General features: G+C 66.5%; 13 protein-coding genes. 4 read left to right on the forward strand and 9 right to left on the reverse strand.

The annotated features are described in order from the left end of the window. Nucleotides 1-4: 4 nt before the first annotated feature. Nucleotides 5-712 (forward strand): DUF3142 domain-containing protein, encoded by a 708-nt coding sequence (locus WK25_RS17035; protein WP_069242176.1) that lies wholly within the window; start codon nucleotides 5-7, stop codon nucleotides 710-712. Between the two features lie 95 nt (nucleotides 713-807). Here WK25_RS17035 and WK25_RS17040 read toward each other — a convergent pair whose 3' ends face one another. Beyond that, complete coding sequence (locus WK25_RS17040; protein ID WP_038570678.1) at nucleotides 808-1,644, reverse strand: alpha/beta fold hydrolase; 837 nt, start codon at nucleotides 1,642-1,644, stop codon at nucleotides 808-810. A 236-nt stretch (nucleotides 1,645-1,880) separates the two neighbouring features. After that, the gene (locus WK25_RS17045) at nucleotides 1,881-2,714 is read right to left on the reverse strand and encodes an oxidoreductase (RefSeq protein WP_038570681.1); all 834 of its coding nucleotides are present in this window, start codon (nucleotides 2,712-2,714) and stop codon (nucleotides 1,881-1,883) included. Between the two features lie 94 nt (nucleotides 2,715-2,808). On the opposite strand from WK25_RS17045, the gene WK25_RS17050 reads away from it, so the two are divergent. Then, on the forward strand, nucleotides 2,809-3,786 hold the full coding sequence (locus tag WK25_RS17050; protein WP_069242177.1) for an AraC family transcriptional regulator: 978 nt from the start codon (nucleotides 2,809-2,811) through the stop codon (nucleotides 3,784-3,786). A 27-nt stretch (nucleotides 3,787-3,813) separates the two neighbouring features. Here the strand turns inward: WK25_RS17050 and WK25_RS17055 are convergent, their stop codons facing one another. Together WK25_RS17055 and WK25_RS17060 are read right to left on the reverse strand one after the other, a co-directional pair. Then, nucleotides 3,814-4,977, reverse strand: coding sequence for an aldose epimerase family protein (locus tag WK25_RS17055; RefSeq protein ID WP_069242449.1), 1,164 nt, complete (start codon nucleotides 4,975-4,977; stop codon nucleotides 3,814-3,816). Between the two features lie 175 nt (nucleotides 4,978-5,152). Further along, entirely contained in the window at nucleotides 5,153-6,445 is a 1,293-nt protein-coding gene (locus WK25_RS17060; protein ID WP_069242178.1) for an MFS transporter, read from the reverse strand. Between the two features lie 274 nt (nucleotides 6,446-6,719). On the opposite strand from WK25_RS17060, the gene WK25_RS17065 reads away from it, so the two are divergent. Beyond that, the gene (locus WK25_RS17065) at nucleotides 6,720-7,625 is read left to right on the forward strand and encodes a ketopantoate reductase family protein (protein ID WP_059545993.1); all 906 of its coding nucleotides are present in this window, start codon (nucleotides 6,720-6,722) and stop codon (nucleotides 7,623-7,625) included. Nucleotides 7,626-7,753: 128 nt separating this feature from the next. Here the strand turns inward: WK25_RS17065 and WK25_RS17070 are convergent, their stop codons facing one another. The 5 genes from WK25_RS17070 to WK25_RS32110 form a co-directional block, all read right to left on the reverse strand. Then, nucleotides 7,754-9,217, reverse strand: coding sequence for a catalase (locus WK25_RS17070; protein WP_069242179.1), 1,464 nt, complete (start codon nucleotides 9,215-9,217; stop codon nucleotides 7,754-7,756). 319 nt (nucleotides 9,218-9,536) lie between these two features. Next, on the reverse strand, nucleotides 9,537-10,403 hold the full coding sequence (locus WK25_RS17075; RefSeq protein ID WP_069242180.1) for an anti-sigma factor family protein: 867 nt from the start codon (nucleotides 10,401-10,403) through the stop codon (nucleotides 9,537-9,539). Then, nucleotides 10,400-10,948, reverse strand: a complete 549-nt coding sequence (locus WK25_RS17080) for an RNA polymerase sigma factor (protein ID WP_038570702.1) — start codon at nucleotides 10,946-10,948, stop codon at nucleotides 10,400-10,402. Before WK25_RS17080 ends, WK25_RS17075 begins: the two co-directional genes overlap by 4 nt. A gap of 216 nt (nucleotides 10,949-11,164) precedes the next feature. Then, entirely contained in the window at nucleotides 11,165-11,581 is a 417-nt protein-coding gene (locus tag WK25_RS17085) for an organic hydroperoxide resistance protein (RefSeq protein WP_069242181.1), read from the reverse strand. A 103-nt stretch (nucleotides 11,582-11,684) separates the two neighbouring features. Beyond that, nucleotides 11,685-12,221, reverse strand: a complete 537-nt coding sequence (locus WK25_RS32110; protein WP_226209027.1) for a hypothetical protein — start codon at nucleotides 12,219-12,221, stop codon at nucleotides 11,685-11,687. On the opposite strand from WK25_RS32110, the gene WK25_RS17090 reads away from it, so the two are divergent. Continuing rightward, entirely contained in the window at nucleotides 12,105-13,235 is a 1,131-nt protein-coding gene (locus WK25_RS17090; RefSeq protein ID WP_226209025.1) for a condensation domain-containing protein, read from the forward strand. The two genes, WK25_RS32110 and WK25_RS17090, sit on opposite strands and share 117 nt — an antisense overlap. Nucleotides 13,236-13,276 lie beyond the last annotated feature (41 nt).

Genomic DNA, 13,276 nt, shown 5'->3' on the forward strand with positions numbered 1-13,276 from the left:
CCGCGTGAAGCGCGCCGCCTGTATCGCGGTGCTGCTGGCCTGCCGCGTCGCGCTGGCCGGCACCGTCGATCCGGCGCGGTACGACGCGTTCTGGCTGTGGGCGGGCGTGAAGCCGCAGCCGGTGCTCAGCGGCGCCCGCACCGTCTACGTGCTGCAGGGGCAGATCGAAGCATCGCCGCGCGACGAATCGCTGGTGCGCGTGATCGCGCAGGGCGTCGCGCTGCCGCCTGCGCCGCACGCACGCGTGTGGCTCGTCTATCGTGCACATACGCTGCGCTGGACGCCGCGCGTCACGCAGATCATGCTTGCCCGGCTCGAGCGCTGGCGCGCGTCGGGCCGTACCATCACCGGCATTCAGATCGACTTCGACGCGCGCACGCGTCACCTGCAGGACTACGTGGAATTTCTGCGGACACTGCGGGAAACGCTGCCCGCCGATTGCCGGTTGAGCATTACGGGGCTGCTCGACTGGAGCAGTCGCATCGATACCGACCAGGTCAACCAGGTCCGGGGGATCGTCGATGAAGTCGTCGTGCAGACGTACCAGGGGCGTCGCACGATTCCCGACTATGCGGCTTATCTGCCGCGCGTCGCGCGGCTGCGGCTGCCGTTTCGGATCGGCTTGATCCAGGGCGGCGAATGGGACGCGCCGCCGTACCTCGCGGCAAATCCGTGGTTCCGCGGCTACGTCGTATTCCTGCGCAATGGCTAGCGGCGGACAGCGCGGCGATTCGGCCCGTGCAATAGCGACGCAGCCGGCCGGAGCCGGAGCGCGCCGCGACGTCACGCCGTCACGCCGCTACGCCATCACGCCTGCACGAACGCCAGCAGGTCCGCGTTCAGCACATCCGCATTCACGGTCAGCATCCCGTGGGAAAAGCCCGGATACGTCTTCAGCGTGCCGTTCTTCAGCAGCTTGACCGACTTCAGCGCCGAATCGGCAATCGGCACGATCTGGTCGTCTTCGCCGTGCAGCACGAGCGTCGGCACCGAGATCGACCGCAGGTCTTCGGTCTGGTCGGTTTCCGAGAACGCCTTGATGCCTTCGTAATGCGCCTTCGCGCTGCCGATCATCCCCTGGCGCCACCAGTTCTGGATCACCCCCTGATGGACGACCGCGCCGGGACGGTTGAAACCGTAGAACGGGCCGGACGGCACGTCCAGGAAAAACTGCGCGCGATTGTCGGCGAGCGCCTTGCGGAATCCGTCGAATACTTCGAGCGGCAAACCTTCCGGATTCGCGTCGGTCTTCAGCATCAGCGGCGGCACCGCGCTGACCAGCACGGCCTTCGCGACGCGGCCGGCCGGCTCGCCGTGACGGGCCACGTAGCGCGCGACTTCACCGCCGCCGGTCGAATGACCGATATGCACCGCATTGCGCAGGTCGAGCGCCTCGGCCACCGCGAATGCGTCGGCCGCGTAGTGATCCATGTCATGACCGTCGGAAACCTGGGCCGAGCGGCCGTGCCCGCGGCGATCGTGCGCGATCACGCGATAGCCTTTCTGAACGAAGAACAGCAACTGCGCATCCCAATCGTCGGAGGACAGCGGCCAGCCATGGTGGAACATGATCGGCTGCGCATCCTTCGGGCCCCAATCCTTGTAGAAGATGTCGACGTTGTCCTTCGTGGTGATGTACGGCATGGCGGTAGGCTCCTTTGGGGTAGATGAACATCGCGTGCCGGCCGACGGCCCGGGCGGGCTGCCGTCGGCGGCAATCTGCGGCGCGGTGGCACACCGCGTCGGTCGACGCAGCACTCGTCGTTGTAGCGTAAATACGAGTCCGTGTCATGAAGCCGATAACATGCCCACCCCGAGCTAGCGCCGTCCACGTCTTTAACGCAACTAACCATGCGAAGCATCCCGCATCGCAACGCGCGTCAGCCGTCCGTCGACACGGTCACGGCCTCCCACGCGCGGATTTCGTCTTCGAGCGCAGCCCACTTCTCGCGCACGAGCCGAAGCGCATCGCTGCCGAGCAACAGATGCGCGGGCGGATGTTCGGCGTCGATCACCGCGAGCATTGCACGTGCAGCCTTGGCCGGGTCGCCCGGCTGGCGGCCGCTTTTCTCCTCGCGCGCGCGGCGGATCGGATCGAAGATCGCGTCGTAATCGGCAATCGAGCGCGGCGTGCGCGTCATCGAGCGGCCGGCCCAGTCGGTGCGGAACGAGCCGGGCGCCACCGCCGTCACCGCGATGCCGAACGGCGCGAGCTCCTTGCCGAGCGTTTCGGAAATGCCTTCCAGCGCGAACTTGCTCCCGCAGTAATACGCGATGCCCGGCATCGTGATGTGGCCGCCCATCGACGTGATGTTCAGAATGCGGCCGCGCCGGCGTTCGCGCATGAACGGCACGACGGCCTTCATCATCGCGACGGCGCCGAATACGTTCACGTCGAACTGCCGGCGCATTTCCGCGAGCGGCGACTCCTCCATGATCCCTTCGTGCCCGTAGCCGGCATTGTTCACCAGCACGTCGACCGGCCCGACGCGCGCCTCGATGTCGGCGACCACGCCGTCGATGCGCTCGAAGTCCGTCACGTCGAGCACGCGCGCGATCGCCGCCTGCGGCGACAGCGCTTCGAATGCCTCTTTTGCCGTTTCGCTTCGCACGGTGCCGACCACCGTGTGACCGGCGGCCAGCGCCGCCTCGGCGAGCGCACGGCCAAAACCGCTGCTGACGCCGGTGATGAGCATGATGTTCCCGGATGCCATCTGAGCTTCTCCCGAATATCGATCGAAGCGTGCATACTAGTCTGACCCACTGCGCCGAATAAGCCCGATTCCGCTGATTTTCTTGCACAAAACTATGAGTGCCGCTTCTGCCTCGCCGTCACCCCGATCGCCAGCGACGCCCGCGCGCGGCCGCAAGCGCCTGCTCGCGTTGTTGCATGCGCTGGCGCCGGACGAAGGCTATAACCTGACCGCGCTGCCGAGCGTGCGCATCCTGCGCTCGAACCGCCCGCTGTCGCGCACGCCCGTGCTGTACGACCCCGGCATCGTGATCGTGTGCCAGGGATCCAAGCGCGGCTATTTCGGCGGCGAATGCTATCTGTACGACGACGATCACTATCTGGCCGTATCGGTGCCCGTGCCGTTCAGCATGGAAACCGACGCAACGGCAGAGCGCCCGCTGCTCGCGCTGTACCTGCATCTCGATTTCACGCTGGCTGCCGAGCTGGCCGCGCAGATCGACCGCGCGGGAATCGCCGAACCCGTGCAGGCGCCGAAGAGCATGATGTCGACGCCAATGGACGATGCGATGCACGCAACGGTGCTGCGTTTCGTCGAAGCGATGCACCGGCCGCTGGAAGCGGCGGTGCTTGGAACCGCGCTGCTGCGCGAACTGTATTTCCGCGTGCTCACCGGCGCGCAGGGCAGCGCGATGAGAAGCGCGCTCGCGATGCGCGGCCAGTTCGGCCGGATCGGCCGTTCGCTGCGGCTGATGCACGCCGAGTACGCGCGCCCGCTCGATGTCGCGCAGCTGGCCGCTGAAGCCGGCATGAGCGTGCCGAGCTTTCACAGCCACTTCAAGGCGGTCACGCAGGTGTCGCCCATGCAGTACCTGAAGTCGACGCGGCTGCATCAGGCGCGCCTGCTGATGGTGCGTCAGGATCTGACCGCCGAGGCGGCCGGCCACGCGGTCGGCTACGCGAGCCCGTCGCAGTTCAGCCGGGAATTCAAGCGGCTGTTCGGATTGACGCCCGCGCAGGAAGCGAAGCGCATGCGTGCGCAGTTCGCGATTCCTGCGGCGTTCGACGATCAGGTGTTCGTGTCGTCGCATTGACGCGTCGCTTGCCGCTTCAATGGCGCGTCATCGCGCGCCGACCTTCCACACCGTGACCTCGTGCAGCGTCTGCCCCGGCTTGAGCACGGTGGTCGGGAACGACGGATGGTTCGGCGAGTCCGGAAAGTGCTCGGCTTCCAGCGCGAACGCGTCAGTCTGCCGGTACACCGTCCCGCCCTTGCCCGCCACGCTGCCGTTCAATCCGTTCGACGTATAGAACTGCAGCCCCGGTTGCGTCGTGTATACCTCGAGGAACCGGCCCGACGCCGGGTCGTACGCGCGCGCGGCAAACGCGGGCGCGGACTGCCCGCCCTGGTCGAGCACCCAGTTCTGGTCGTAACCGTGCGCGAGCACGAGCTGCGGATACGCGTCGCGCAGATGCGCGCCGATCGGCGTCGATTCGCGCAGGTCCAGCGGCGTGCCCGTCACGCTCGCGAGCTGACCGGTCGGGATCGACGTGGCGTCGGTCGGCGTGAAGCGCGACGCGGCGATCTCGATCAATTGCCGCTCGACGCTGCCGCCGTCGTGCCCGGCCAGATTGAAATAGCTGTGATTGGTCAGGTTGACGACCGTGTCCTTGTCCGTCGTTGCGCGATAGTCGATGCGGATCAGGTTGTCGCGCGTCAGCGTATAGGTCACGTCCGTCGTCAACGTGCCGGGGAAACCGTTCTCGCCATCCGCGCTCACGTAACGCAGCGTCACGCTCGAACCGCTTCCGTCGCTGTGCGTGCCTGTCACCGTCCAGACCTTCGCGTCGAAGCTGGCGGGGCCGCCGTGCAACGTATTCGGCGGATCGTTGACGGGCAGCGTCCATGTGTTGCCGTCGAGCGTGAAGCGGCCGTGCGCGATGCGGTTCGCATAGCGGCCGATCAGCGCGCCGAAATGGATGTTGCCGTTGTGCGCTTCGTAGTCGCGCAGCGAATCGAAGCCGAGCACGATGTCGGCGACCTTGCCGGTGCGATCCGGCACTTCGAGCGTCGTAACGATGCCGCCGTACGTGATGATCTTCAACGTGACGCCGCGCGCGTTGGCCAGCGTGTACTGGCTCACCCGTTGCCCGGCCGCGGTCGTGCCGTAATCCGAGCGGCCGATCGATACGTCGGGTGTCGCCGGTGCGGCGGCCGCTCCCAGCGCGAACGTTGCGGATACACCAAGTGCGAGAATCGGGCGCTGCGGCCAGAGTCGGTTCATCGGACACCTCCGAAGCGTATGCATGCCGGGCGACGCGCAATCCGCATGCCTGCGCGACGCGCGGCGACACGCCGGCGCGATCGCTGCGGACGGCGCCGCGTCCACGCATGCGCGAGCTCGTGTCGCCGCGCGATCGACAGTGGCGGGGTCCGCTGTACATATTGCAGCGCGCCGCTTACCTCGCAGGACGCAGCGCGAAGCCCGCCAGCGCACCCGCGATGCACAGCACGCCCACGTACAGTTCAGGCGCGTGCGGATACGATTTGAGCAGTATCGACACGAACACCGGCGTGACGCCGCCGAACACGGCATACGCGACGTTGTACGAGAACGAGATACCCGAGAAGCGCACCGCCGCCGGAAACGCGCGGACCATCGCGACCGGAATCGCCGCCACCGCCCCGACGCAGAAGCCGCATAGCGCGTAAAGCGGCAACAGCAGCGCCGGATCGACGGCGAGTTGAGACGCCATCAGCCAGTACGATGCGCCGAGCAACAGACAACCGACGAAGATCGTGCGGCCCGTACCGAACCGTCCCGCGATCGAGCCGGCGACGACGCATCCGATGGTCAGGCAGAACGTCGCAGCGGTATTGGCCTGCAGCGCGAGCGCCGGTGCAATGTGAAATCGCTTCGCGACGAGCGTGGGGGTCATCAGGATCACGACGACGATCGCGGCGGTCAGCGTCCACGTGAGTATCATCGATACCAGCACGGCGCGCCCGTGATCGCGCAGTACCGCTTTCAACGGCACTTCGCGGGTCAGCGCCCGGCTGCGCTTCATGTCCTCGAATACCGGTGTTTCGGCGAGCCAGCGCCGCAGCATCGCGGACGCAATGCCGAACAGGCCGCCGACGACGAAAGGCAGCCGCCACGCATACGCGCCGATCTCGGCGGGCGAGTAATGATGATTGATCGCCGATGCGATCAGCGAGCCGAGCAGGATGCCGAGCGTCAGGCCGCCGGTCAGCAGCCCGCACGCGTAGCCGACATGGCGCGGCGGCACATGTTCGGACACGAACACCCACGCGCCCGGCACCTCGCCGCCGACCGCCGCGCCTTGCAACAGCCGGCACAGCAGCAGCAGCACGGGCGCCGCGATCCCGATCGACGCGTAGGTCGGCAGCAGCCCCATCGTCAATGTCGGCAGGGCCATCATCATCACGCTCAGCGTGAACATGCGCTTGCGGCCGACGCGATCGCCGAAATGCGCGAGCACCACGCCGCCGAGCGGGCGAGCCAGATACCCCGCCGCGAAAATGCCGAAGGTCTGCAACTGGCGCAGCCAGTCGGGAATCGATGGCGGAAAGAACAATTGACCGATGACGGCGGCGAAAAACACGTAAATCACGAAATCGTAAAACTCGAGCGCGCCACCGAGCGCGGCGAGCGCGAGCGTTCGGTGATCGCTGCCGGTCAGCGGGCGGTGGGGTACGGCCGGAATCTGGAGCGAGTCTGGGAAGTTCATCTGGATGAGGTGCGGAATCGGGAACCGCGCGCCAACCCGATGACGCGCCATTGACGGACAACACCCGAGCACCGCGAGTCATTCCATTGCGCATCGATTTTCCGTGACGCCGGTGCAAGGCCGTTTCCGGCCGCCGCGGTTCGGCCCGCATGCGGAGCGACGCCGGGAATAAACCGCAACCGTCACGTGTTCCACAGGGATAGACGGCGCACGAACGCACCGTCTGCGCGCGCTTGACGATGCGCGACACCTTCACGCCTTCTCTGGAGCAATCATGCGCTTTGCGGTTCTTGGCGCCGGCGCGGTCGGCTGCTACTTCGGCGGCATGCTGGCGCTGCACGGTCATGACGTCGTTTTCATCGGCCGTCCGGTGCACGTCGGCGCGATCCGCGATCATGGACTGCGGATCCAGACACGCACGTTCGACAAGTTCGTGCCGGCCGACGCGTCGACCGACATCGGCGCCGCGAGATCGGCCGACGTGGTGTTCGTCTGCGTGAAGTCCGGCGATACCGCCGACGCAGCGCGCGCATTGAGCCGCGTGCTGGCGCCGAACGCGCTCGTGATCAGTTTGCAGAATGGCGTCGACAACGCGGCGCTGCTGCGTGCCGAGATCGCAAGCCCGGTCATTTGCGCAGCCGTTTATGTCGCAAGCGAAATGGCAGGCCCCGGGCACCTGCTGCACCATGGCCGCGGCGATCTCGCGATGGAGGCGTCAGCGTCGAGCGAATCGCTGGCGCAGGTGCTGCGGACGTCGGGCATTCCAACCCGGATTGCCGACGACGTGCGCGCGACCCTTTGGTACAAGTTCGTCCTCAATTGTGCGTACAACGCGATTTCGGCCATCGTGCAGTTGCCGTTGGGCGAGATGTCGCATCGCGATGCGCTGCGTGAAACGATGCGTGCGGCTGTCGCCGAATGCATCGCCGTCGCCGCAGCCGAAGGCGTCCATTTCGCCGACGGGCCGGCCGCGATCGTCGAGCAGATCGAAGCCACCATTCCGCCGGGCCAGTATTCGTCGACGGCCCAGGATCTGGCGCGCGGCAGGCGCGGCGAGATCGATTACCTGAACGGCGCGGTCGTTCGGCGCGGCCGGGCGGCGGGCATCGACACGCCGGTCAATCGGACGCTCCATCTGCTCGTGAAGATGCTGGAAGCAAAGACCGCCGCGCATGCGTGACGCGCGCCGTTCGCGCGTGCGGCGCGGCCGGCCTGGCCGTCGGCCATGTGCGCCAGGGCGCCGAGCGGGCCCGTCGGCCGCGATGCCACGCGGCGGCGGTGGCCGCCGCGCATGGCCGGTATCGCCCGCTATTCGCGTTCGGCGTCCAGTCGCGCGAGTGCCGCCGCGATTCCTGCGCCATAAGCCGGGTCGGCTCGCGAGCAGTTGTCGATGTGACGCTGCCGGATATGCTCAGACACGCCGGCAAGCTGTCGCGCGGTGGTCTCGAACAGGCTTTGGCGCTGCCGTGCATTCATCAGCCGGAACAGGTCGCCCGGCTGCTGATAATGATCGTCGTCGATACGATGATCCCAATGCGCGGCCGCGCCGTCGAGCTCGAGCGGCGGTTCGTCCAGCTGCGGACGGTCCGACCACGCGCCCTTGCTGTTGGGCCAGTACGAAGGCGCGGCGCCGAGATTGCCGTCGGTTCGCATCGCACCGTCACGGTGATAGCTGTGGAACGGGCACTTCGGCGCGTTCACCGGGATATGCGCGAAATTGACGCCCAGCCGATATCGCTGCGCGTCGCCGTACGAAAACAGACGCGCCTGCAACATCCGGTCGGGCGAATAGCCGATGCCCGGCACGACGTTCGCCGGCGAAAACGCGGCCTGCTCCGTCTCGGCAAAGAAATTGTCGGGATTGCGGTTGAGCTCGAATTCGCCGACTTCGATCAGCGGAAACTCGGCCTTCGGCCATACCTTCGTGAGATCGAACGGGTCGAACCGGAACGCTCTCGCCTGCGCGTCGCTCATCACCTGAACGTACAGCGTCCAGCGCGGAAAATTGCCGCCCTCGATACTGTCGAACAGGTCGCGCTGGTGGGTTTCGCGGTCCCGCGCGATCAGCGCTTCCGCCTGTGCGTCGGTCAGGTTCTCGATGCCCTGTTGCGAGCGGTAATGGAATTTCACCCAGGTCCGCTCGTTCGCCGCATTGATCATGCTGTACGTATGGCTGCCGAACCCGTGCATGTGCCGGTACGATCGCGGAATGCCGCGCTCGCTCATGACGATCGTCACCTGATGCAGCGCCTCGGGCAGCAGCGACCAGAAATCCCAGTTGTTTTCCGCGCTGCGCATTCCCGTGCGCGGGTCGCGCTTGACCGCATGATTGAGGTCGGGAAAGCGCAACGGATCGCGGAAGAAGAACACCGGCGTATTGTTGCCGACCAGATCCCAGTTCCCGTCGTCGGTATAAAACTTCAGCGCGAAGCCGCGGATGTCGCGCTCGGCATCGGCCGCGCCGCGCTCGCCGGCCACCGTCGAGAAACGCACGAACATCGGAGTCTGCTTGCCGATTTCGGAGAAGAGTTTCGCCTTCGTGTAGCGCGTGATGTCGTGTGTCACGGTGAACGTGCCGTATGCGCCGGCGCCCTTCGCGTGCATGCGGCGCTCCGGGATCACCTCGCGATCGAAGTGCGCGAGCTTTTCGATCAGCCAGACGTCCTGCAGCAGCGCGGGGCCGCGTGCGCCGGCCGTCTGGATATTGACGTTGTTGCTGACCGGTGCGCCGTTCGCATGCGCTATGTCGCGCGGAATCGAATGCTCTGACATGTCCTGGTTCCCCCAAACGGTATGTAGTTTCAGTTCATCTGTCGCGCGGGCTGCCGTCGGTTCGGGCATCGCGCGTCGCGCGGACGGCCATCCGGCACGCCGCCCATCGGAGATTAGAAGTCGACGATGTATCCGGTGTTTGTCCGGTTTGTATCGCTTTGTACCCGGTTCCGCCGACGGCCGGTTGCCGGACAAGCCGCCCGCATCGCGATGCGTTGCATCGCATTCGACCGGCATGGCCGCGCAGCCCACACGCGCACGATCGCGTGCAGCACGATACTTTTATGTGGAATCCTTTCTGCGCGGTCGCCGCCGCTCGTCACGATCGCTGGCTGTCGACGATCCGGTCGCCGAGCGCGCCGAGGTCCGCATCGCCGCGTGCGGCGATCAGCGCATAGGCGACGCCTGAGCGGCGCCACGTAGCGACGTCCATGTTGCCGACCTGCTGGCGATCGAGCACGGTATCGGGCCGTTCGTCTTTCATCACGCACAGCGCGACGGGCGAGCCTTTGTCGGGCAGATAGACGATCTGCACCAGCGGTTTGCGATTGAAGTTCAGACGCTGAATGCGCTTGAACGCCAGCCCGGCCGGGCGCAGGTCGGGAATCCGTATTCCTAGTCCGTCGTCCCGGCGAATCGTGTCGAGCATATGCGCGGCGGCGGCGACGTTCGCCGAGTCGAACGCAACGGTGTCGCGCGTATAGAGCCGCTGATAATTGACGGCCGCCATGATCCACGGCGACATCTGCGTCTGCGCACTCACCGACGCGGGCCGCGGCGCGAACCGCAATATGGCGGCGCTGCAGAATGCCCCGGCGACGAACGCGGCCGCGAGCCACGGCGCTATCGCGCGCATGCGCGGACGAAGCGGCGCGGAATGCCGCCCCCGCACACCGGGCTGCGCTGCGTGCGACGCGCGCCGAGACGCGTCGCCGGAGGCGCTGAGCGCCGCCGGCGACGCATGCGCATGCGCGATGTCCGCGACCTTCCGGATCAGGCTCTGCGGCACCGGCGGCCACGGATGACGCTGAAACGCGCGCCGATAGGGCAGCACCGACGCTTCGAACAGCGCCACCCGCGTCGCGATGTCGGCCGACGTTCCGATCGCCCGGTCGACTTCCTCGCGCTGGTGCGACGTGAGCTCTCCGTCCACGTATGCCATGAGCACGATGTCGTCCATATTCATGCCCCCTGATCCTCACTGGTCGCCGCGCTTTTCGCGGATCGTTCGTGCCGGTCGCTGAACAGCGCGCCGATCGCCTGGCGAGCGCGTGAAAGCCGGCTCATGATCGTACCGATGGGCACGTCCAGCACGTCCGCTGCTTCGCTGTAACTGAGGCCTTCCACGCCGACCAGCAACATCACCACGCGCTGCGCTTCGGGAAGCTGCTGAACGGCCCTGACGATCTGAGCATCCAGCGCCTGCTGCTCCAGTGTCGGTGCGGCAGGATCGGAGATGGTTTCGAGAAGGTCGTCGTCCCAGTCCATGCCCGAGCGCCGGCGCACGCTGCGTGCGCGGAGTTCGTTGAGCCAGGTGGACTGGACGATCGAGAACATCCAGCTGAGCGGCGCCGTGCCGGGCCGCAACTGATGCGCGCGTTCGAGTGCGCGCACGCACGCGCATTGCACGAGATCCTCGGCGTCGTGCCGATCGCCCGAGATGCGCAGTGCGAACGCCCACAGGCGCGGAAGCATCTCGGGCAGCATGGCGGACAGTTCGGCTGCGGTCATCTGCGTCGATCTCCGTAACATGCAACCGGCCCGACGCTGACAAACGGCCGTATCTGACGTGTATCCATGGGTTTAGGCGAAATTGAACGGGCAACACCCCTACAGCCCACGTAAACAGCTGGACGGCACCGATATTCCATCAGCCGTCGAGGCTCACCCGATCGGCCGGATCGCAGCACGCCGGCGCAACGCCGGCGGTGTTGGGGGCGATGCGCGTCAGATCACCGAGACGACCACGTCGATGTTGCCGCGCGTCGCCTTCGAATACGGGCACGTCTGGTGTGCGGCATCGACGAGCGCGCGCGCGAGCGCCGCGTCGACGCCCGGCACGCTGACGTTCAGCCGGGCCTGCAGGAAGTACGCGCCGTCGGCCGTGGCCAGGTCGATTTCCGCGTCGACATGCGTGTCGCGCGGCAGCGCAACCTCCAGCCGTTGCGCGGCCAGCCCCATCGCACCGATGAAGCATGCGGACCAGCCCGCTGCCAGCAGTTGCTCGGGATTCGTGCCGGGCGCGGCCGAGCTTGGCCCGGACAGCTTCACGTCGAGGCGGCCATCGGCACTGCGGGCCGCGCCGTCGCGCCCGCCGGTGGTGCGAGTCTTGCCGGTGTACAGAACTCTGGTTTGCTGGCTCATGATCGGTATCGTCGTGGTGGGTGGTGAATGAACGAAGCACGTATTCCGTCTTCCGGATGCATTAGAGCGCGGCCACGTATCGGTCATGTGTCCCGACGCCGGGCTATTGCAACGTCGCGTATCCATTCCGGGCGCGTACACATTGAGAAACAAATTCGCTGCTCCAGGCTGCGAGCCATTCGCGAAGCGAAGCGTGTTGGCGGATACAGGTCGCGCCGAGGCCAGGCAACGCATCGTCGCCTGGAAAACGTGCGACGCATGGCCGACGTACCGATATGCAGAGGCTTCCGAACAAGTCGTCCGGCTCGCCCACCGATTCACGCTCATTGGAATAGCACGCCGCCATCGGGTGTTCTGTCGATGCGGACAACCCTTCGGGAGTGAAACGGTGCAGAACGGGCAGCAGGAAATCGACGATCGTATGGCGCACGCGCCGGCGCACATGCGCGCGCTTGGCAGCACGGAACATCTGTTCTGGTTGCTGGACCAGAATCGGCCGACGCATTTCGCGATGGTCGCGGAGATCGATCGGCGATTCGCGCCGGGCGCATGGCGCGCTGCGTTTCAGGCGCTCCAGCGCCGACACCCGCTGCTGTCGAGCTGTATCGCCATCGACGCGCAGCAGAATTCGGCGTTCCATTCCGTACCGGGGGCCACGGTGCCGTTGCGCGTGATCGAGCACGACGCAACGTCATGGCAAGCCGAAACGGCCCGCGAAATCGCGACGCGCTTCGACTGGGCGACAGCGCCGCTGCTGCGCGCGACGTTGTTGCAGCGCGAATCGACGTCGGCGCTGATTCTCGTCGCGCATCACTCCGTGCTCGACGGCATGGGCGCCGCGTATCTGATAGAAGAACTGCTGCGCACGCTGACGGGCGAGTACGCGGCGCCGCTGCCGCTGGTGCAGTCGCTCGAGACGCTGCTCGAGGCCGACCTGAATGACGCGGCCGTGCTGCCCGCGCCGCTTGCCGCTCCGCAGCCGAAGCCGTTCCGTGCGGACACACCGGAGCTGCCGCACGTCGACGCGGTCGCGCTTTCGACCGAAGCCACGCGCCGCATCGCCGCGCGCGCGCGGCAAGAGCGCACGACCGTGCACGGCGCACTTGCCGCGGCCGTTCATGAAGCGGGACGGCGCCTGTCGAGCGAATGGGCCGCGCGCGCATTGAGAACCGTCACGCCGATCGACGTACGCGATCTAGCCGGCGACGCGGGCGTCGCGAATGGCGTGTACATCACCCAGACCGTCACGATCGACGATCACCCGCGCGGCACCGACTTGTGGACTGCCGCCCGCAAGATCAAGGAGGATCTCGCGCCCGCTCGAACGCGCGCCCGCATCGCAGCGGAGCTGAAGGCGCTGGATACCGCGATGGCGGCGCGGCCGAGCGTCGAACACGCGGCCGGTTTCCTGTCGGGCGTGCTCGCCTTCGACGTCCTGCTGTCGAATCTGGGCAATCAACCGATCGCGGCGGCGTACAACGGCGTGACGCTCGACGCGCTGTGGGGGCCGTTCGTGACGTCGGGTTTCGCTGACGATCAGGTCATCGGCGCGTGCACGATCGATGGCGTCCTGCGTGTCGCGCATACGAGCCATTGCGCCATTCCGGGGCTGCTCGACGAAGTCCGCACGATTCTCGAGAGAGCGGCCGGCTGAACGAGAGCATGGCGCGCCCGCACGCGGCGGGACGCCGGTTC

It is taken from the genome of Burkholderia latens, assembly GCF_001718795.1.
GTDB lineage: Bacteria > Pseudomonadota > Gammaproteobacteria > Burkholderiales > Burkholderiaceae > Burkholderia > Burkholderia latens_A.

Excerpts from the sequence above, each read along its gene's own strand:
- WK25_RS17040 (WP_038570678.1), bottom strand. The coding sequence starts at position 1,644 with ATGCCGTACATCACCACGAAGGACAACGTCGACATCTTCTACAAGGAT.
- WK25_RS17045 (WP_038570681.1), bottom strand. The coding sequence starts at position 2,714 with ATGGCATCCGGGAACATCATGCTCATCACCGGCGTCAGCAGCGGTTTT.
- WK25_RS17050 (WP_069242177.1), top strand. The coding sequence starts at position 2,809 with ATGAGTGCCGCTTCTGCCTCGCCGTCACCCCGATCGCCAGCGACGCCC.
- WK25_RS17055 (WP_069242449.1), bottom strand. The coding sequence starts at position 4,977 with ATGAACCGACTCTGGCCGCAGCGCCCGATTCTCGCACTTGGTGTATCC.
- WK25_RS17060 (WP_069242178.1), bottom strand. The coding sequence starts at position 6,445 with ATGAACTTCCCAGACTCGCTCCAGATTCCGGCCGTACCCCACCGCCCG.
- WK25_RS17065 (WP_059545993.1), top strand. The coding sequence starts at position 6,720 with ATGCGCTTTGCGGTTCTTGGCGCCGGCGCGGTCGGCTGCTACTTCGGC.
- WK25_RS17070 (WP_069242179.1), bottom strand. The coding sequence starts at position 9,217 with ATGTCAGAGCATTCGATTCCGCGCGACATAGCGCATGCGAACGGCGCA.
- WK25_RS17075 (WP_069242180.1), bottom strand. The coding sequence starts at position 10,403 with ATGAATATGGACGACATCGTGCTCATGGCATACGTGGACGGAGAGCTC.
- WK25_RS17080 (WP_038570702.1), bottom strand. The coding sequence starts at position 10,948 with ATGACCGCAGCCGAACTGTCCGCCATGCTGCCCGAGATGCTTCCGCGC.
- WK25_RS17085 (WP_069242181.1), bottom strand. The coding sequence starts at position 11,581 with ATGAGCCAGCAAACCAGAGTTCTGTACACCGGCAAGACTCGCACCACC.
- WK25_RS32110 (WP_226209027.1), bottom strand. The coding sequence starts at position 12,221 with ATGGAACGCCGAATTCTGCTGCGCGTCGATGGCGATACAGCTCGACAG.